This is a genomic window from Bacteroidales bacterium, assembly GCA_029210725.1.
GTDB lineage: Bacteria > Bacteroidota > Bacteroidia > Bacteroidales.
The window spans coordinates 56,126-73,826 of sequence record JARGFM010000016.1; the positions used below are offsets into that span (position 1 = coordinate 56,126).

General features: G+C 51.7%; 18 protein-coding genes and 1 pseudogene. 8 read left to right on the forward strand and 11 right to left on the reverse strand.

From position 1 onward, the window contains the following. Position 1: 1 nt before the first annotated feature. Together P1P86_10415 and P1P86_10420 are read right to left on the reverse strand one after the other, a co-directional pair. Positions 2–2,104, reverse strand: a complete 2,103-nt coding sequence (locus P1P86_10415) for a S9 family peptidase (protein ID MDF1575588.1) — start codon at positions 2,102–2,104, stop codon at positions 2–4. A gap of 72 nt (positions 2,105–2,176) precedes the next feature. Next, complete coding sequence (locus P1P86_10420; protein MDF1575589.1) at positions 2,177–3,259, reverse strand: hypothetical protein; 1,083 nt, start codon at positions 3,257–3,259, stop codon at positions 2,177–2,179. Positions 3,260–3,304: 45 nt separating this feature from the next. On the opposite strand from P1P86_10420, the gene P1P86_10425 reads away from it, so the two are divergent. The 4 genes from P1P86_10425 to P1P86_10440 all read left to right on the forward strand — a co-directional run bounded on the left by P1P86_10425 (position 3,305) and on the right by P1P86_10440 (position 8,167). After that, on the forward strand, positions 3,305–4,108 hold the full coding sequence (locus P1P86_10425; protein ID MDF1575590.1) for an SDR family oxidoreductase: 804 nt from the start codon (positions 3,305–3,307) through the stop codon (positions 4,106–4,108). A gap of 176 nt (positions 4,109–4,284) precedes the next feature. Then, positions 4,285–5,052, forward strand: coding sequence for a hypothetical protein (locus P1P86_10430; GenBank protein ID MDF1575591.1), 768 nt, complete (start codon positions 4,285–4,287; stop codon positions 5,050–5,052). Positions 5,053–5,103: 51 nt separating this feature from the next. Further along, a complete protein-coding gene (locus tag P1P86_10435) occupies positions 5,104–5,916 on the forward strand; it encodes a hypothetical protein (protein MDF1575592.1) in 813 nt (270 codons plus the stop codon). 10 nt (positions 5,917–5,926) lie between these two features. Further along, on the forward strand, positions 5,927–8,167 hold the full coding sequence (locus tag P1P86_10440) for a glycoside hydrolase family 2 TIM barrel-domain containing protein (GenBank protein ID MDF1575593.1): 2,241 nt from the start codon (positions 5,927–5,929) through the stop codon (positions 8,165–8,167). A 13-nt stretch (positions 8,168–8,180) separates the two neighbouring features. Here the strand turns inward: P1P86_10440 and P1P86_10445 are convergent, their stop codons facing one another. The 9 genes and pseudogenes from P1P86_10445 to P1P86_10485 all read right to left on the reverse strand — a co-directional run bounded on the left by P1P86_10445 (position 8,181) and on the right by P1P86_10485 (position 14,384). Continuing rightward, positions 8,181–9,143: an aldo/keto reductase gene (locus tag P1P86_10445; protein ID MDF1575594.1), complete on the reverse strand. Its 963-nt coding sequence runs from the start codon at positions 9,141–9,143 to the stop codon at positions 8,181–8,183. Positions 9,144–9,191: 48 nt separating this feature from the next. Continuing rightward, positions 9,192–10,202 (reverse strand): nucleoside hydrolase, encoded by a 1,011-nt coding sequence (locus P1P86_10450; GenBank protein MDF1575595.1) that lies wholly within the window; start codon positions 10,200–10,202, stop codon positions 9,192–9,194. 20 nt (positions 10,203–10,222) lie between these two features. Continuing rightward, positions 10,223–10,885 carry a hypothetical protein gene (locus P1P86_10455; GenBank protein MDF1575596.1) on the reverse strand — a complete coding sequence of 221 codons (663 nt, stop codon included), beginning with the start codon at positions 10,883–10,885 and terminating at the stop codon, positions 10,223–10,225. Between the two features lie 19 nt (positions 10,886–10,904). Beyond that, positions 10,905–11,054, reverse strand: coding sequence for a hypothetical protein (locus P1P86_10460; GenBank protein MDF1575597.1), 150 nt, complete (start codon positions 11,052–11,054; stop codon positions 10,905–10,907). Between the two features lie 13 nt (positions 11,055–11,067). Next, positions 11,068–11,358, reverse strand: coding sequence for a hypothetical protein (locus P1P86_10465; GenBank protein ID MDF1575598.1), 291 nt, complete (start codon positions 11,356–11,358; stop codon positions 11,068–11,070). Between the two features lie 27 nt (positions 11,359–11,385). Next, positions 11,386–11,925, reverse strand: a pseudogene (locus P1P86_10470) (ABC transporter ATP-binding protein). Positions 11,926–11,932: 7 nt separating this feature from the next. Further along, positions 11,933–12,814: an alpha/beta hydrolase-fold protein gene (locus P1P86_10475; protein ID MDF1575599.1), complete on the reverse strand. Its 882-nt coding sequence runs from the start codon at positions 12,812–12,814 to the stop codon at positions 11,933–11,935. An 84-nt stretch (positions 12,815–12,898) separates the two neighbouring features. Beyond that, positions 12,899–13,807 (reverse strand): homoserine O-succinyltransferase, encoded by a 909-nt coding sequence (gene metA, locus P1P86_10480; GenBank protein ID MDF1575600.1) that lies wholly within the window; start codon positions 13,805–13,807, stop codon positions 12,899–12,901. 367 nt (positions 13,808–14,174) lie between these two features. Next, entirely contained in the window at positions 14,175–14,384 is a 210-nt protein-coding gene (locus P1P86_10485; protein ID MDF1575601.1) for a dodecin family protein, read from the reverse strand. Between the two features lie 129 nt (positions 14,385–14,513). Between P1P86_10485 and nikR the strand changes: the two genes are divergently transcribed. Genes nikR through larB form a run of 4 tightly spaced genes read left to right on the forward strand, consistent with a single transcriptional unit; the run spans position 14,514 to position 17,688 of the window. Then, complete coding sequence (gene nikR, locus P1P86_10490; GenBank protein ID MDF1575602.1) at positions 14,514–14,915, forward strand: nickel-responsive transcriptional regulator NikR; 402 nt, start codon at positions 14,514–14,516, stop codon at positions 14,913–14,915. A 1-nt stretch (position 14,916) separates the two neighbouring features. Continuing rightward, on the forward strand, positions 14,917–15,744 hold the full coding sequence (gene larE, locus P1P86_10495; protein ID MDF1575603.1) for an ATP-dependent sacrificial sulfur transferase LarE: 828 nt from the start codon (positions 14,917–14,919) through the stop codon (positions 15,742–15,744). 13 nt (positions 15,745–15,757) lie between these two features. Then, a complete protein-coding gene (gene larC / locus P1P86_10500) occupies positions 15,758–16,936 on the forward strand; it encodes a nickel pincer cofactor biosynthesis protein LarC (protein MDF1575604.1) in 1,179 nt (392 codons plus the stop codon). Then, on the forward strand, positions 16,936–17,688 hold the full coding sequence (gene larB / locus P1P86_10505; protein ID MDF1575605.1) for a nickel pincer cofactor biosynthesis protein LarB: 753 nt from the start codon (positions 16,936–16,938) through the stop codon (positions 17,686–17,688). Before larC ends, larB begins: the two co-directional genes overlap by 1 nt. The last annotated feature ends 13 nt before the right edge of the window (positions 17,689–17,701 follow it).

A 17,701-nucleotide genomic window follows, 5' to 3' on the forward strand; every position in this document is an offset into this window, starting at 1 on the left:
TTTATTCATAAGCAGGATCTTTCAGCCACCGGTCCAGCCAGCCCTTGAACTCCCTCTGCCAGAGGATGCCGTTCTGTGGGCTCAGTACCCAGTGGGTTTCAGAAGGGAAGAACAGGAATTTGCTCGGAATCCCCAGCATTTGGGCCGAGTTGAATGCGGCCATGCCCTGGGTATAAGGGATCCGGTAATCATGCTCTCCATGGATGACCAGGATGGGGGTATCCCAGTTTGCCACAAATTGGTGGGGCGATCCGGCATAGGATTTTTTAGCCACCGGCTTATCCTTCTCCCAGGGGGCGCCACCCTTCTCCCAGCTGTCAAAGAACATTTCATCGGTGGTCATGTACTCCATTTCCGAGTTGAATACCCCGCAGTGGGCGATGAATGCCTTGAATCTTTTCTGATGGTTGCCAGCCAGCCAGAAAACCGAGAATCCGCCGAAACTGGCTCCGATAGCGCCCAGTCTCTCTTCATCCACATAGCTTTCCCTGCTGACTACATCCATGGCCACCAGGAGGTCCTGCATGGCCTGACCGCTGTTATCCTTGCTGATCTGGTCGGTCCATTCCTGCCCGTGGGTGAGCACTCCCCTGCGGTTAGGGGCCACAACGATATAGCCGTTGGAGGCCATCTGGCTGAAATTCCAGCGGTAGCTCCAGAACTGGCTCAGCGGTGACTGGGGGCCACCCTCGCAGTATAGCAGGGTGGGGTATTTTTTATTCTTGTCGAAATGGGGCGGGTAGATCACCCAGGTAAGCATTTCCAGGTTGTCGGTGGTGGTGATCCAGCGCTTTTCCACGGTGGGCATGGTCAGCTGATCCAGCAGATGCTTGTTCTCAAAGCTTAGCTCCCTGGCTTCACCGCTGGTGGGATGAACGCTGTAGATTTCCTGGGGTCTGGTCATATCCACCCTGGTGGCGATCAGTTGCTCCCCTGCCACCGCCACGGAATAGTAGTCGTGGTCGCCCGAGGTGATGGGAGCGATTTCCATGCTGGGCACATGCATTCTGAACAGCTGGAAGGTCGACTGTACGCCTGCTACAAACAGCAGTGTTTCCCCGTCATCTTCCCAGACGGGACCTGAGGGACTGTGGTCAAAGTTTTTAGTCAGGTAGCGTTTTTGTCCGCTCTCCAGGTCCATCTCAAACAGGCGGTCCTTGTCTGCTTCAAATCCGGCCCGCTCCATGCTGAGCCAGTAGATTTTTTTCCCATCCGGAGAGAAAAAGGGCGCCTTGTCGTATCCGGGCATTCCCAGGGTCAGGTTCCTGGTATTCCAGCTTTCCAGCTCGTAAAGGTAGATCTCCGAGTTGGTGCTGAAGCTGTATTCCCTGCCGCTTAACTTTTTGCAGGTATAGGCAATGCTCTTCCCGTCCGGGCTCCAGGCAATTTCCTCCATGCCCCCAAAGGGCATCAGCGGAGAATCGAAGGGTTCTCCCGGCATGATATCCTTCTCCGCACTGATCTTCTCCCCATCGAAGTCTGCAACGAAAATATGACTGTAGGAACCATCTTCCCATACATCCCAGTGGCGGTACATCAGGTCGTTTATGATCCGGCCGTCTGCCTTTGGCAGATCCGGATAAGTATCCTTGGTGGTGGGATCAATCTTCACGTCTTTGGTAAGCAATACCCGGGTTCCATCGGGCGAAAAAATAAGGCTGTTAAATCCGCCTTCCACTTCCGATATCTGCTTTTTCCCGCTTCCGTCCCCATTCATTATCCAGGCCTGAACCTCTCCCGAAGCGCCGGATAAATAGACGATCCGGCTGCCGTCGGGGTGCCAGACGGCATTAAATTCATTCTGAGGTGTTTCGCTTAACTGTACCTTCCCCGATCCATCCCTGTTCATCACAAACAGCTCCCGGTTGCTTCGATTCTGCTCCATGCTGTAATAACTGACCCCGTACAGGATCTTCTCTCCATCGGGAGATACCTGCACATCGCTCAGCCGGCCGAAGGACCAGAGCACTTCGGGGCTCATAATATCAGAGCTGAGGCTTAGCTGGTTTTTAGTAATCAGGGGAGATTCGGTTTCCTGTGTTACCTGGACCTGGCAGGCGCCAAGTAAGCCGAGAACAGATAGAATAAGAACAGATCTTTTCATGATTTTTTAGAGTTTATCGACGGATAAATGTAGGAAGAATTGAGCGGAGTATACGGCATTGATAGCAGCAAATCAACGGGATCTGATCATGTCCTTGAACAGGTCGGCCTTTGCCGGTTCACTAATCAAACGTTCCCACGACCAGATAATCACTCCTGAGGAGGGTGGTTGCAGCGCTGCTTCCACCGTCTCCCGGAATTCCTCCAGGTCAAATCTGGTTTCCAGGTAGGCCTGACCCACCTGAATGCTGGGCAGTACCGTTCCACCCGTTTGCATAAATACCTCCTCCACCATGTGATGAACCCAGGACGGCGGCTGCCTGAGCATATGGGCATAGGTCATGGGGGAGAGGAAATCGGCAAATTCTGAGAGGGCGGAAATGTCCTGTCCGGCCACTCTTTTAATCGCCTCATTGAAATCATCCTTTGCCCACGGAACCAGGTGGATATTAACCAGGATGCCGGGTTTTTCCTCCCTGGCCGCCCGGACAATCTCTGCGGCCATGCTGGTGATCAACCGGCAGCGCCAACCGGTCCATTCTTCTTCATGATTGTCCAGGATCCAGTCTGCTTTTGCAGGGAGGTCGCTTAATTCTTCCGGAATGTGAATTCCGGTTTCGGTCTGGAAGTCTGTCAGGCAGACAGAATCAAAGCAGGAAAGGGGGAATGATTCCGGATCCCGGCCAGGATAGACTTTTTCCCAGTATACAAAGTGTCGGATAAAATCGATACTGATCCCGTCTGGCTGATATGCACGGACGATCTGCCGGGCATGCTCCACCACCTCCCGGCGGTAATCCTTCCTGGAGGGACAGACAAACTCCACCCACTCATCGGCGGCCGGTTCTCCATAGCGGGTGATGGCTGAAATATCCGGTGTTCTGGCAATGGCCTCCGGATTATGAAATACCGGAAATATAAGGAAGGTGGAAATCTGATGCTCCCTGGCCGCGTCCATAAACGCTCTGTCCGAGATAAGCTTTTCGCTGCAGAATCCGGTATTGATGCCCATATCTTTCCATTGCCGGAACAGTTCCTCACAGGGACCTTCGTGTTCATAGATCTTAACGCCGATAAGGGCAGGGTCGGCTTTGTGGGAACAGCCTGGTGCCAGAAACCGGAGAACAAACAGGAAGGCAAGGAGATATTTTATCATTGTCGCTATATTGCAGTCTTTAAATATAGTGCTTAACTTTTATATATGATGATCCGGAAACAGGCTTTAATCACGGGAGCTGCATCGGGACTCGGGCTGGAGTTCTGCAGACTGCTGGCAGCAGAGTCATATGCCCTGGTCATGGTGGATAAGGATGGCGGGCGACTTGAGCATGCAGCTCAATCCATTCGGGAGAGTCATGGTGCGGAAACCAGGGCCGTCGTATTGGACCTGGGCGAATACCGGGCTGCTGAGCGGCTCTTCGGGATGGTGGATCAGCTGGAATTTGATGTTTTGATCAATAGTGCCGGATTCGGGCTTTTTGGTTTTTTTGCGGAGACCGACTGGTCGGTGGAGGAGAGCATGCTGCAATTGCATATCCTGAATCTGACCCACCTGACCAAACTGATCGTTCAGAAAATGATCGCCAGGGGTTCGGGCAGGATTATGAATATCTCTTCCCTGGCAGCCTTCCAGCCGGGCCCGTTGATGAATATTTATTATGCTTCCAAGTCCTATATCCATTTTTTTTCCGAGGCGCTGGCCAACGAAGTGAAAGGTACCGGGGTTAGCGTGACGGTTCTTTTGCCCGGACTGTTTAACACAAATTTTGCCAGCACGGCCGCCAGGGTTTCCGGTTCACCGGAGAAAAAAGAGAAAATCGTAACCACCACCGTTGACCAGGTGGCCCGTGCAGCACTGAGAGGGATGATGAAAGGAAGGATCCGGGTAATTCCCGGGTTTTCAAATAAACTCCTGGCCCTGGCTCCCCGGATTCTGCCTCGGAACCTGATGCTGGTGGCGCTTCGGAAGATCCAGGAGGGCATCAGGAAAAAGGAGGCTGTATAGCTTTCCTGTTTCGGTTTAGCCGGCCTGAGCATCCAACCCCGGGCGCAGACAGCACAATTAACTTTTTTAACATCTTTATGGTATGGCCCGGATATTGATATTTGGCTCCGGTTCAGCTATCTTTGAAACCAGGGTGTTCCTGAAGCTTATATTATAAATCCATAAAATGACAGATCATGAACAGAAACTATTTATTAAGAGGATGGGTGCTTTTCTTCCTTTTCGCCATACTTGTTACTGGATGTAACAAAGATGAGGAGGAACTGCCTCCCGATTTTGCAGAGCTCTCCTTTGATGACCAGGCGGTCCTTGACCGCTTGCCGGATGGCTTGCTGAATTCGACGGATCCAAAGGCACAGGAGTGTGTGGAGATGATCGAAGAGGCCCTGGACATGTCGGCTTTTCAGTCCAATCTGCTGGTGCCCGACAATGCTCAGCGTTCGTCAAAGAAGGCATCCGGGGAAACCTGGTACTGGACCTTCTCCTATATGGGAGGGACCTGGACCTTTTACTGGACCTTTGATGAAGACAATTCGATGCGCTACTGGACCATGGAGATCCAGTTTGGAGATGGGCCGAGGTACGACTATATCACCGCCTGGGAGAACAAAGACGGAACCGGCGGTGAGGTGGTGTACAGTTTCAACTGGGTACAGATCTATGACCAGGAGCAAAGCGATTATGTGGACCTTCACTGGACCTATAGCTGGAATCTGGATTCCATGGGTAATTACTACTTCACCTGGAGCTATGATTCGGATGGCATCGAATATGACTACTACATGAATTACAGTATTGTGATTAATGCGGATGGTTCGGGTGAGCTCGATTACTACTTTCTGGATGAGCTCTATTACCATATGGAATGGGATGCAGCAGGAAATGGTTCCTGGCATTATTATTTCGGGGGACTCGACGAGACGGGGTCCTGGACCGCGGGATAGGATTCAGGGGCAGCTGCTGAGAATCTTGGGGATTTTTACTAATTTAATTTCATGAAAAATATAAAGATCCTCAGGATTCTCACGATCCTGCTTGCCATTTCTTTGTCTGTGGTTTCCATTGCCGGTGGCTTTTTTCCAGGGACTTATGCCCGCGACAACCCCTCTCTGGGGGCCCAGGGGGCCGGGCAGGACCTGGTGGACCTGTTCCTGGGTGTCCCGCTTCTCCTGATCTCCTTTTATTACACTGCCAGGGGGAGCCGGGCTGCTGCTCTGATTTACGGGGGTACCCTGTTTTATATCATGTACTCCTTTGTAATCTATTGTTTTGGTTTTCATTTCAATCGCTTCTTCCTCCTTTATTGCCTGACACTCTCCCTGTCCCTCTATGCCTTTATCCTGTTTTTTTCTGAGCTGAGACAACAAAAGGTGGAGAGGTGGTTTGAAGGAGCGCCGGTCCGGCTTGTATCGATCTACCTGATTGTTGTGGCACTCATTTTTTATGTGTTATGGCTGAAATCCATCATCCCTGCCATTATCCAAAACCAGGTTCCGGGGGATGTGTCGGATTATGGCCTGCTGGTGAATCCGGTGCATGTGATCGACCTCGTATTTGCCCTGCCGGGCTTGATTATCGGGGCGGTGCTGATCAGAATTGAACGCGGATCAGGTTATATCATTGCCTCCATCGCCCTGGTATTTATGGTGCTGCTGACCCTGGCCCTGGCAGCCATGGTCCTGTTGCTGATGGTCCGGGGAATCCAGGAGGACTTCACCATTTCCCTTGTCTTTGGGGTCTTAACGCTCACCAGTATTAGTTTCTTACTGCTCTTGTTCAGAAGCTTGAAAGCAAAGGGAACTGTCTAATTCCGTTCATATGCGCAAATTCATCTGGATTCTAACTGGCCTGGTTTTATCAGGGGGACTCTCCGCCCAGGGAAATCTGGACCTGGAGTGGTGGGTGGAATATAAAAAGGATAGCGATTCAGGTGAACTGCTCAGAGTTGCGGCCGCTGTTCCCGGAGCTGTTCAGCTGGATATTGCCAGTGCAGAGGGTTACGGTCCCTATTATTATGCAGATAACTGGAGAGATTACCTGTGGATGGAGGACCATGAATTTACTTATGTGACCCGTTTTTTCAAGCCCAGGATGGATCCCGGTGAGAGGCTGGTGTTTCGTTCCCTGGGGATTGATTATGAATTTGAAATCATTCTGAACGGAGAGGTACTGCTTCACCAGGAAGGGATGTTTACGCCGGTCCGGCTCGACCTTACATCGCGGCTCCAGGTAAATAATAGTCTGAAAATCAAAATATTCCCCGTTCCCAAGAAGCATCCGGAACCTGCCGACCGCAGTCAGGCCGCGGCTTCGGTAAAACCGGCTGTCAGTTATGGATGGGACTGGCACCCCCGTCTGATACCCAGTGGAATCTGGGAGGATACCTGGCTGGAGATTCTTCCGGGATCGCATGTAGAGGATATTTCGGTGCGTTACAGTCTGAATGAGGAGCTGGACAAGGCTTTTATCCGGGTAGACGCAAGGGGCCGTAATCTTGGAGAATGCAAAATCGCCTGGAATCTATTCGGCTCAGACGGAATCAAGGTGAATATGGGCTATCTGAACACCTACCAGGATCAGGGGGTGCTTTACAGTGAACTGGCCAATCCGGTACTGTGGTGGCCACACGACCACGGAGATCCCCACCTCTACTCCTACACCCTGGTACTTACTGACCCGTCCGGAAAACTGCTGGAGACCCATAGCGGTCATATAGGATTCAGGAGGGTGAAACTACTCATGAACGAAGGTGCATGGAACGAACCGGTGGGCTTCCCGAAAACCAGAAGCGTGGCTCCCATACAGCTTGAGATCAACGGGAGAAAGATTTTCTGCAAAGGAAGCAACTGGGTGAATCCGGAGATATTTCCCGGGACCATCCGGCCTTCCAGGTACGCGGAGCTGATCGACCTGGCCCTGGAGGCTAATTTCAACATGCTCAGGGTATGGGGTGGTGGCATTGTGAATAAGGAGGTTTTCTATGATCTGTGCGATAAGAAAGGGATCCTGGTATGGCAGGAGTTTCCGCTGGCCTGTAACAATTACGAGGATAATCCGGAATACCTGGAAGTGCTGGAGCAGGAGTCGGAATCGATCATCAGGCGCATTCGGGAGCATCCCTCCCTGGCCATCTGGTCGGGTGGAAATGAGCTCTTTAATGCCTGGAGCGGGATGAGCGATCAATCCCTGGCTATCAGGATGCTGAACAGCCAGTGCCTGCAGCTGGACCCCAATACGCCCTTTATCAGTACTTCGCCGCTGATGGGGATGGGACATGGACACTATGTGTTTCGCGACCCGGTGACGGGCGAGGAGGTATATTCCATCATGCAGAGGGCCCGCCACACGGCCTATACCGAGTTTGGAGTCCCGGGACCCTCCCCGGTGGCCATCCTGGAAACCATTATCCCGCCTGAGGATCTGTGGCCCCCGGCTCCCGGAACTGCCTGGGAGAGCCACCATGCTTACAATGCCTGGGTAGGAGATACCTGGCTGATGAAAGACATGATTGAAGGATATTTTGGCAAAGCTAAAAGCCTGGATTTACTTGTGGAGAAGGGACAGTTGTTGCAAAGTGAAGGATATAAGGCGATCTATGAAGAAGCCCGCAGACAGAAGCCCTATTGTTCCATGGTACTCAACTGGTGCTTTAATGAGCCATGGCCTGCGGCGGCCAATAACAGCCTGATCAGCTGGCCCAACTGGCCCAAGCCTGCTTTCTCGGCAGTGAGGAATGCCTGCCGCCCGGTTCTGGCCAGTGCCAGAAATTATCAGCTGAAATGGAGGCGTGAAGAATTCTTTTCCACCCAGCTATGGATACTAAATGACAGTTATCAGGAGCTTGAAGCCGGGGTTATGAAGGCGATCCTGATGTCCGGGAATAAACTGAAGGAGCTGGGAACATGGGAGTTCGGGAAGGTATCCGCAAATAGTAATCTGGAAGGGCCTGTATTAAAAAAGCTACTGCCCCGATGGAGATCCGATGGCTTTATCCTTCTCCTGGAGGTGGAAGGGCATCCCGAGTATAGTTCAAGCTATTCCTTTATCCTGTCCGATTAGTCCGTAAGCCAGTTCAGCCGTGCATGGGATAACTGAAGATGGGTTCGGTCAACATCGCTTTCTCCTTGATGGCTCCAATCTCCTTTTTGTCCATGGGATGGAATTCTGTGGCCAGCTCCAGGGCCATGGAGAACAGATCCTCGTGACCGGGAGGGATGGCGGCAGTGACCGGGTGCGACAGGGTAAACCTCAGCCCTTCACGGGCCTGCTCTTTTTCAGTAAGCGGTTTGTACCAGGTCTTGTCTATGGTTCTCTCCTCGCCCTCTTCCCATCTTCTCCAGGCCATCGCTTTCAGGGCAAGAATACCCATCCCCCGTTTTTGTGCCTCTTCCATGACCTGGGGGCCAAAATTTCCATGGTACCAGGCTGCAAAGTTGAAGGGGAAGAGAATGGTATCAAAATCAAAACCTTCCATCAGTGCCAGGGCCGCCTCCACCGAATGAGCCGAGAATCCCAGGTATTTTACTTTACCTTCATCGCGGGCTTCCACAAAGGTTTCCATGGCTCCGCCCTTGCCAAAGATGATGTCCACGTCTTCCAGGGTGGTTACCGCATGCAGCTGGTAGAGATCGAAATGGTCCGTACGGAGATATTTCAGTGATTGCTCCAGCTCACGCCGGGCTCCTTCTTTTTTTCTTTCGCCGGTCTTGCAGGCCAGGAAAACATCTTTGCGGTAGGGCTCCAGGGCGGGACCCAGCATCTCCTCGGCATTGCCATAGGAAGGTGCCACATCAAAGTAGTTTACCCCGTAATCGATAGCTTCCCTGACCCGGCTGGCTGCCTGTTCGGTGCTTGAATTGTCAACGACAATCCCCCCGAATCCGATCATCGACAGCATTTCGCCCGTTTTTCCCAGGGCCCGTTTTTCAATCTTCCCCTTTCCCCTTTCCCGGGCAATGGCTGAGAGATTGGCCGGAAACAAGCTGATCAGTGGTAAGCTCATAGCTGAAGTCTCTATAAATTTTCTTCTTCTCATGGCAGGTGGTTTTAGCCCAAGTTATGAAAACAGATCCTCTATGTCAAATTATTCGGAGTCAGGTTCTGCAACTTTTTCCAGAGTGGCATAGAAGTCATCCATGATGGCTTCTGCATCAAAGTTTTCCCAGATGGTAATCATCCTGCTGTTATCGGGCTGGTCGATCCATTCCCTGTGGTTATAAATGGGGCAGGGAGTCTCAACAGCTGTTGCCCAGGCAGGATTTTTCACAATGGCCACGGCTGCCATATCAAAAAGGGACCTGAAGCATCCATCTTCCAGTTCGGTAATGTGCCTGAACAAATCCACCGAATAGTCGCCAAAGCAGGTGAATGTACCTCCGTGTCTTCCGGTAACCGGCTTTTCCACCACAGGTCCCAGCCCAGGCATTCGAACATAGATGTTCTTCCGTTTCGCCTTTACCGCTGCTGTACCTGAGCTTTCTCCATACCGGACGGTGACCATCTCAAAGGGTACCTCGAGGTCCAGGAGGTAGTTCATGGCTGCGATGTCGTTATCCTGGTTGTATTCGCCCGGGGCTGGATAGTTAGAACCCAGCCAGACGATCCGGATGGTTTTAGCAATGGATGGCTCCTTTTCAAGGGCCAGAGCCACATTGGTCAGTTTTCCAACGGCCAGCAGCACCAGAGGCTCATCTCTGTTTTTCATGGCTTCCTGCACAATGAAGTTCACCGCTTCGGATCCATCAAAGACCTCCTGGCCAAGCTGTTCACTGATTTCCTGAAAATTGCTGTTGGCACCCCGTATAACCGGAACCTTTCCCTTCCAGCCTACCAGGTCCACAACGCGCTGGGCCTCTTTCATATGCTCTTCAATATTTCCGCCATTGTAGGTGGCATTCACGGTGATGCCAAGTACATTAAATGTCTGATCGTTGAGCAAGAGGTAAGCCAGGGCATGCTGGTCGTCCAGCTCGTTATTGGCATCGGTATCGAAGATGACAGGAATACCGGGATCGGAGACATCTTTGCTGCTGTTGCAGCTGCTGACCAGGATAAGAATAAACAGGACCGATAGCAGAGGGAAAGATTTTTTCATGGTAAATATATGGATTTATGTTAGTCTCTTCGGGCAGTGAATTTACGAAATAGGATCCAGATAAGAAGCAGGTGAAACAGAAATGTAATACCAGCATTGAGCCAGAATGTTCCCGGCGACTCTGCCAGCAGGGCACGGCCGGCCCAGAATAGGGGAGAATAGAGTCCACACCAGTTATAGGGCGCCGGCAGGGCATAGTCCAGCAGTGGTCCCATCAGCAGGATACCGAAACCCTTGGCAATGGCCATCCCCATCACCTTATTGTGGGCGAAGGCTCCCAGCACCAGCAGCAGGATCAGGGACTGGCTGGAAATCAGCAGAGAAATGACCATCAGCTGAAAGATATTCAGAGTTCCCGTGAGACGAAGTAAAAGCAGAAACAGGAGAATAAACAGGAAGCTGAGGACCAGCGGGATCCCCATTCGCAACTTCAGATAGCCTGCTTTTCCGGTGGGGGTGACCGATATGGCTGTGATGATCCCCCCGTCGCGTTCATCCAGCAGGATGAATCCGTAGACCAGGCCCGTCATCATGGGAATCAGCATCAGGAAAAAGGTGCCCGTTTGCCTGTAAAAAGGGGAGATATCCAGGCTCCACTGTTCCATCAGGGTTTCCAGGAAGGGAAAGAGGAAATGCATCAGTAACCAGAGGATAAAGGGTACTGCCAGGCAGAGAATCAGCATGGGATCCCCTTTCAGTAGTTTATAATCGTATCTGATGGCTCACAAGCATCCGGTTTTTTTCGGGCAGGTTCAGAAGAACAGCCACATAGATGGCTGTAAACACAAAATAAACCAGCCAGAAGCCCTGGCGCCACTGCAGTGTGATTTCTTTTTTCAACAACTCTTTCATTTCTTCCTCTGCTTTACTGCTTCAGGGACTGACCGGTGACCCGGATAAAGATATCCTCCAGGGAGGCTTCCTGGGTATGGATGGTCAGTATCTCCCTGTTCTGTAAAACTTCCAGGAATTCCCGGTTGGAGGCCAGCTGGTCCATGGGAAATTCTGGCCTTACGGAGTCCCGCTTTTCTTTGTACTCCAGCCTCACGGATTTTTTTCCGTGCTGCAAGCGAAGGACTTGCGGGGAGTCGATGACCGGCAGGGTGCCCTCTACCATAAAAGCCAGCCGGTTGCATAGTTCCCCGGCATCATCCATGTGGTGTGTGGTCAGAAAGATGGTGACTCACTGATTCTGTAAATCCAGGATGATATCCTTCATCACCCGGGAATTGCCCGGATCCAGTCCTGCAGTGGGTTCATCCAGGAACAGCAGACTGGGACGGTTCAGCAGGGCCCGGATAAAGCTGAGGCGCATTTTCATTCCTTTGGAAAAGGATTCGACCCGGGTATCGCGGTCCTCCTCCAGATGAACCATATGCAGCAGCTAATCCGGATCACGGGTTGGGGATTTAAAAAAGGAGGCAAAGAGCTGCAGGTTCTCCAGGGCGCTGAGCTTCAGGTAGAGGTTGGGAAATTCAAAGGCTATCCCGATCTTCTCATAGAAAGAACGTTCCATGCGTGAGAGGTCGGTCCCGTTGACACGGACGCTCCCTTCGAAGCCCTTCAGCAGTCCGATCAGTATCTTTTGCGTGGTACTTTTTCCCGCTCCGGAGTGGCCCAGGAATCCGAAAATCTCTCCCTTCCTGATTTCAAAGCTGATTTTTTTCAGAACCTGCTTCTCTGTTCCCGGATAGCTGTAGCTCAGGTTTTGAACCTGTATCATAAGAAGCTTAATGCTGGTGGAAAGCGGCCGAGATAAACGCGAGCACCTCGGGCAGGGATTCTCTCCAGTAGGTCCAGGTATGTCCGCCGTCACGGATCCGGAACTCATGAGGGATCTCTTTTTTGCGTATGGCCACATGGGCCAGGGAATTTCCTTCGAACAGGAAATCATCATCCCCGCAGTCGATGTACCACCTGACCTGGTTTTGCCGGTTCTCCTGCAGAGCTTCCGTGTCCACTGCATGGATCAGTTCCAGGACGCTGTGACCTTTGTACCAGGCCTCCAGTTGCTTATCGCTCATGTCTTTCCAGCCTCTTCGCTGTGCCTGCTGCTTCATATCCTCCATACTCAGCGGGCCACAGCTGGCACTGAGGGGACAGGCAGAAGAGAAAAGGTCTGGCCTGTGAAGGGCATACATGAAAGTACCCCCTCCGCCCATGGAGAGTCCCGAGATGGCCCGGAATCTTTTTTCTCCCTTGATCCGGTAGGTTTTTTCCACATAGGGCAAAAACTCCTCAAAAAAGAAATCTTCGTAGCGCCATTCATTTTTCGGATCGTTAAAATAGCCCCGCTGCCCGGCACTGGCATCCGGCATCACAATGATCATGGGAGTGGCCGAACCTTCCAGGATGGCCTTATCGGCAATCAGCAGTACTTCACCGAACTGCACCCATCCGCTCTGGTCATCTCCGGCTCCGTGCAAGAGGTAAAGGACCGGATAGCTCCGCTGGGAACTTTCATAGTCAGGAGGGAGATATATGGCGTATTTACGCTCCATATCCAGGATCTTGCTCTCCATGGAGAGATTGTCATATACTTTACCTGTCTGTGCATACAGGTTGAGGGCCGCTATAAAAAGGGCAGTAAAAAAAACAGCATTTCTGATCATGATGGTCGGATTAAATGGGTTTAACATGTCTGCCCATAAAGGTATACTCTTAAATCATTTAAGCCGAAACTCCCGGGCTTTTTTTTACTTCCAGTCGTAGGGGGTCACCTGATAGACGTAGTAGTTAAGCCAGTTGGAAAACAGTAGGCTGGCATGGGCCCGCCAGCGGATCACCGGTTCTTTCGAAGGGTCGTTGCCGGGAAAGTAGTTTTCGGGCACCGCTGTATCCAGCCCTTTGGCCCGGTCTCTCTCAAACTCATTTTTCAGGGTGAGTGGATTGTATTCCAGGTGGCCGGAGATAAAAATCTGCCGGTTATCACGGGAAAGGACAATGTTGGATCCCACCTCGGGCGACCAGGCCAGGGGGATCAGATCGGGATGTTTTTTGATATCCTCCAGCCGGTTTTCAGTGTACCTGGAGTGCGGGGCAGGGAACAGGTCATCAAAACCACGCACCAGGGGATGCTTCCGGTCGGTAATCTGATGATCGAATATGCCGAAGGCCTTGGAAGGAAGCGGGTACTTCTGAATGCCATAGTGGTAGTAGAGGCCGGCCTGTGCTCCCCAGCAAATGTGCATGGTGCTGCTAACCTTGGTCTTGCTCCATTCCATCACCTGGCAGAGGGTATCCCAGTAATCGACCTCCTCAAATTCCATCAGTTCCACCGGGGCCCCGGTAATAATCAGTCCGTCGTATTTCTGATTCTGCACCTGGTCGAAGGTTTTATAAAAGACTTCCATATGTTCCCGGGGGGTATTTTTGGAATGATGCTCGTCCATATATAGCAGGTCCAGCTCCACCTGCAGGGGGGTATTGGCCAGGGACCTCAGCAGGTCCGTTTCGGTTACCATCTTTACCGGCATCAGGTTCAGCAGGGCCACACGCAGAGGCCGGATATCCTGGTGGAGGGCCCGGTTCTCCTCCATGATAAAGATATTCTCCTTTTTAAGCTCTTTTATGGCCGGAAGGTTGCTTGGTACATTTATTGGCATGACGGTTGTTTCATTAATTAACTTGAATGTGTTTTATTATTTAATTCTTTCCACGCCTGAGTCCAGGTGCTTTTGCCCCATTAATACCTGGTTCAGGCCGGAAGCTTCTTTCCCACTGTCCCGCTTTTCCGGCAATCTGTGCCTTTAAAATCTGATGCAAATTTAAAGGATTGTTGGAATCATGGGCAGGAAGTGTTGGAATTTCCGGCACCGGTATTGTACCATAAGCAAGTAAAATGCAGGTACACAATAAGATAATAAGTACAATACCCCTTCCTGCTATCCGGACAAAACCGGACGCAAAAAGTCGATACTGTCTTTATGAGCCTTTAGAGGATCTTTCAGTTTTCCAGTTATCAGGAGAAGGTCAGGACTGAAATTTGAAAGAGAGTTTCACCCTGGTCCGGTAGAACTCGATCTTACCGTCCTTCAGGTGGATGTCCATGGCGGCGACCTCTGCAATGCGCAGGTCCCGCAAACTCTTTGATGCCTGGTTTATGGCATTTTGGGCGGCATCTTCCCAGGATTTGGTACTGGTGCCAACCAGTTCGATAATCTTGTAAACGCTGTCGGACATAAGGCTGTTAGTTTTGGTTTACTGCAAGTTACAAGCTAATGTTTAAGAAGTCAAGGAGATGACTTTTGCACTTCCGGAAAATTCCCTATATTGCCAGCTATTAACACCTTTTTATAAAAAAGTAGCACGATGTCGGTCCTACGCTTTGGAGTTTCCTTTGAAAAGGAGGTGCTGGATGCACTGGATGAATATGTTGCTGAGAACCAGTTCTCCAACCGTTCCCAGGCTCTTCGCCAGCTGGTGAACCGTCACATCGTGGAGAAGAAGTGGCAGTGCAACAACCGGGTGGCCGGTACCGTGACCCTGGTCTATGACCATCACCGGCGAGACATCGCCAACCACCTGGGAGACATACAGCTGCAATATCCGGAAGAGATCCTCTCCGTGCAGCGATTTACCCTGAACGGGCAGTATAGCATGGAGGTGGTAGCCTTAAATGGAATTTCTGCCAGGCTCACGGAGCTGGCAGAGAAGCTGATTTCTGAAAAGGGGATCCAGCACGGAAAACTGACAATGAGCAGATTTGACTGATATGGAAGCTTTGAAAAAAGATACGGGAGAAAAACTTCAGAGACTGGAGGAGTGGTTTAAGGAACAACCAGGCTCCATCGTGGCATTTTCGGGGGGGATTGACTCCTCCCTGTTGCTTTTCCTGGCCAGGAAATGGCAGGGCAGGCAGGCTGCCATCGGGGTGATTTCAGATTCCGAGAGCCTGAAAAGAAAGGATTTTCAGCTGGCGAAGTCATTCAGCAAGCAGTTTGATATTATCCTGGAGCTTATTGAAACACGTGAACTGGAGGATGAAAGGTACAATCAGAACCCGGTGGACCGGTGTTACTTCTGCAAGGAGCATCTCTATACGGATCTGAAGACGATCAGTAGTAAATATCCGGGCTTTCCTGTGTTAAACGGGACCAATGCCGATGATTACGGGGATTATCGTCCGGGCATGAAGGCCGCTGTGGAATACGAGGTGCGGGCACCGCTGGCGGATTGCGGAATTACCAAGACGGAGATCCGGGAGATGGCGAGATTTTTCGGACTTCCCAACTGGAACAAGCCAGCCAGTCCCTGCCTCAGTTCCAGGATACCCTATGCTCATTCCATCACCAGGAAGAAACTGGCAGAGATCGAGGAGGCCGAGGATCTGCTGAACAGTTTCGGCTTCGAGGATGTACGTGTCCGGCATTACGGCGATCATGGAAAAATTGAGGTGCGCAGCGAGGAGCTTCCCAGGTTGCTGGAAATGAAGGAAATGCTGGAGGAAAAGATCCGGGAGATCGGATTTCCAGCGGTAGTGATCGATGAGGAGGGACTGGTGTCCGGGAAACTGAACCGGTCCATTAAATTGAAAAAGTAAATCGTACGGAATCATGGGAAAGAAAATACTTTACTACGATTGTTTTGCGGGGATCAGCGGGGATATGAACCTGGGAGCCCTGGTGGATCTGGGTGTGGATTCCAGGCATCTGGAACAGGAACTTGCAAAACTGAATATCGAGGGCTTCAGGCTGGAGGTAAGGCCCGATATGCGAAAGGGGATCAGCGGAACAAAAGTGACTGTGGTGGTGGATCACCCGGATAATGAGAAACACAGGCACCTGAGTCACATCGAAGCCCTGATAAACGACAGCAGCCTGCCGGAAAATGTCAAGCAGAAGTCCCTGGCTATTTTTAACCTGGTCGCCGAGGCGGAAGCGAAAGTTCACCATATACCAAAAGAGCAGGTTCACTTTCATGAGGTGGGGGCCCTGGACTCCATGGCCGATATTGTGGGGGCAGCCATCTGCCAGGAGTACCTGCAGGTGGAAAAAATCCTATCCTCTCCGGTGCAGCTTGGAGGCGGCATGGTAAAATGTGCTCACGGCATCATGCCGGTCCCGGCACCGGCCACGGCGGAGATTGTTGCTGGCATTCCTGTGAAGTCCGGATTGGTGGACTATGAGGCGACCACGCCCACAGGAGCCGCGATCCTTGCGGCCACGGTGGACCAGTTTTATGAGCGCATGGAGCTGAGCATTATAAAAACCGGCTATGGGATCGGTCAGCGCGACGGGGAAATTCCCAATGTGCTTCGTGTATACCTGGCTGAAAGTCGGGAAGAAGATTCGCCGGATGTCCTGGTGGAAGAGGCCGTGATGCTGGAGTGCAACCTGGATGATATGAATCCCGAAAGCTATACCCATGTGATGGACCTGCTGTTCGGAGCCGGGGCAGCCGATGTGTTTATCATCCCTGTGGTGATGAAAAAATCAAGACCCGGGCACCTGCTGGGTGTCCTTTGCAATCACCAGACAGTGAAGCTTATGAAGGAGATCCTTTTTACAGAAACCACGGGGATTGGCTTAAGAGAGTACAGGGTCAGAAAAAGTATGTTGCGAAGGGAGCTGGTGGTGGTTTCGACGAAGTTCGGGGATGTGGAGGTCAAGCGCAGTTACTGGAATGGCAGGGTGGTTAATGAGAAACCCGAATTTGAACAGTGCCGCAAACTGGCTGCCGTGTTTGGAGTCCCCCTGGAGGAGGTTCGTAACGAAGTATATAAAAAGCTATAATGGACCGATCTGAAATTATCAGGCTCCTGGAGCAATATGGAAGGGGTCAGCTTAAACTGGAGGATGCTGCAGAAGTGCTCTCTTCGGGCGGACTGGAAGAGATGGGATTTGCCACCCTGGATACGGATCGTCTCAGAAGGACCGGGATCCCGGAGGTGATCTACTCGGAAGGGAAGACAGCCCGTCAGCTTGCCGAAATTGCTACCAGGCTGGATGCCAGGGGTATCCCGGTTCTGGCCACCCGGGCTACCCGGGAAAAGTATGAAGCGGTTCTGAAAGAGTTGCCCGGAGCCATCTACCATGAACTGGCCAGGGCCATTGTTCATGGTACTTTGAACTCTGCTGCTTCTGAAAAATATATGGCGGTGGTCTCCGCCGGCACCTCTGACATGCCTGTTTCGGAAGAGGCTGCGGTGACCGCTGAGTTTCTGGGCAACCGGGTGGAACGCATTTACGATGTGGGAGTGGCGGGCATTCACCGGCTCTTTAAGAGGATGGACCTGATCAAAAACGCTTCCGTGGTAATCGTGGTAGCCGGCATGGAGGGAGCACTGGCCAGCGTGCTGGGCGGACTGGTCGATAAACCGGTCATAGGGGTGCCCTGTAGTGCCGGTTATGGCGCAAATTTTGGCGGAGTATCGGCTCTGCTTGCCATGCTCAACAGCTGTGCCACGGGAGTTAGTGTGGTGAACATAGACAATGGTTTTGGTGCGGCCTGCCAGGCCCACCTGATTATAAGGCAAAATGGATAAATGGTTTTAAACT

Coding starts and splice junctions, on each gene's coding strand:
- P1P86_10420 (MDF1575589.1), bottom strand. CDS start 3,259: ATGATAAAATATCTCCTTGCCTTCCTGTTTGTTCTCCGGTTTCTGGCA.
- larE (MDF1575603.1), top strand. CDS start 14,917: ATGGAAGCTTTGAAAAAAGATACGGGAGAAAAACTTCAGAGACTGGAG.
- P1P86_10440 (MDF1575593.1), top strand. CDS start 5,927: ATGCGCAAATTCATCTGGATTCTAACTGGCCTGGTTTTATCAGGGGGA.
- P1P86_10450 (MDF1575595.1), bottom strand. CDS start 10,202: ATGAAAAAATCTTTCCCTCTGCTATCGGTCCTGTTTATTCTTATCCTG.
- P1P86_10425 (MDF1575590.1), top strand. CDS start 3,305: ATGATGATCCGGAAACAGGCTTTAATCACGGGAGCTGCATCGGGACTC.
- P1P86_10465 (MDF1575598.1), bottom strand. CDS start 11,358: ATGGATGATGCCGGGGAACTATGCAACCGGCTGGCTTTTATGGTAGAG.
- nikR (MDF1575602.1), top strand. CDS start 14,514: ATGTCGGTCCTACGCTTTGGAGTTTCCTTTGAAAAGGAGGTGCTGGAT.
- P1P86_10475 (MDF1575599.1), bottom strand. CDS start 12,814: ATGATCAGAAATGCTGTTTTTTTTACTGCCCTTTTTATAGCGGCCCTC.
- larC (MDF1575604.1), top strand. CDS start 15,758: ATGGGAAAGAAAATACTTTACTACGATTGTTTTGCGGGGATCAGCGGG.
- larB (MDF1575605.1), top strand. CDS start 16,936: ATGGACCGATCTGAAATTATCAGGCTCCTGGAGCAATATGGAAGGGGT.
- P1P86_10455 (MDF1575596.1), bottom strand. CDS start 10,885: ATGCTGATTCTCTGCCTGGCAGTACCCTTTATCCTCTGGTTACTGATG.
- P1P86_10445 (MDF1575594.1), bottom strand. CDS start 9,143: ATGAGAAGAAGAAAATTTATAGAGACTTCAGCTATGAGCTTACCACTG.
- metA (MDF1575600.1), bottom strand. CDS start 13,807: ATGCCAATAAATGTACCAAGCAACCTTCCGGCCATAAAAGAGCTTAAA.
- P1P86_10460 (MDF1575597.1), bottom strand. CDS start 11,054: ATGAAAGAGTTGTTGAAAAAAGAAATCACACTGCAGTGGCGCCAGGGC.
- P1P86_10435 (MDF1575592.1), top strand. CDS start 5,104: ATGAAAAATATAAAGATCCTCAGGATTCTCACGATCCTGCTTGCCATT.
- P1P86_10430 (MDF1575591.1), top strand. CDS start 4,285: ATGAACAGAAACTATTTATTAAGAGGATGGGTGCTTTTCTTCCTTTTC.
- P1P86_10415 (MDF1575588.1), bottom strand. CDS start 2,104: ATGAAAAGATCTGTTCTTATTCTATCTGTTCTCGGCTTACTTGGCGCC.
- P1P86_10485 (MDF1575601.1), bottom strand. CDS start 14,384: ATGTCCGACAGCGTTTACAAGATTATCGAACTGGTTGGCACCAGTACC.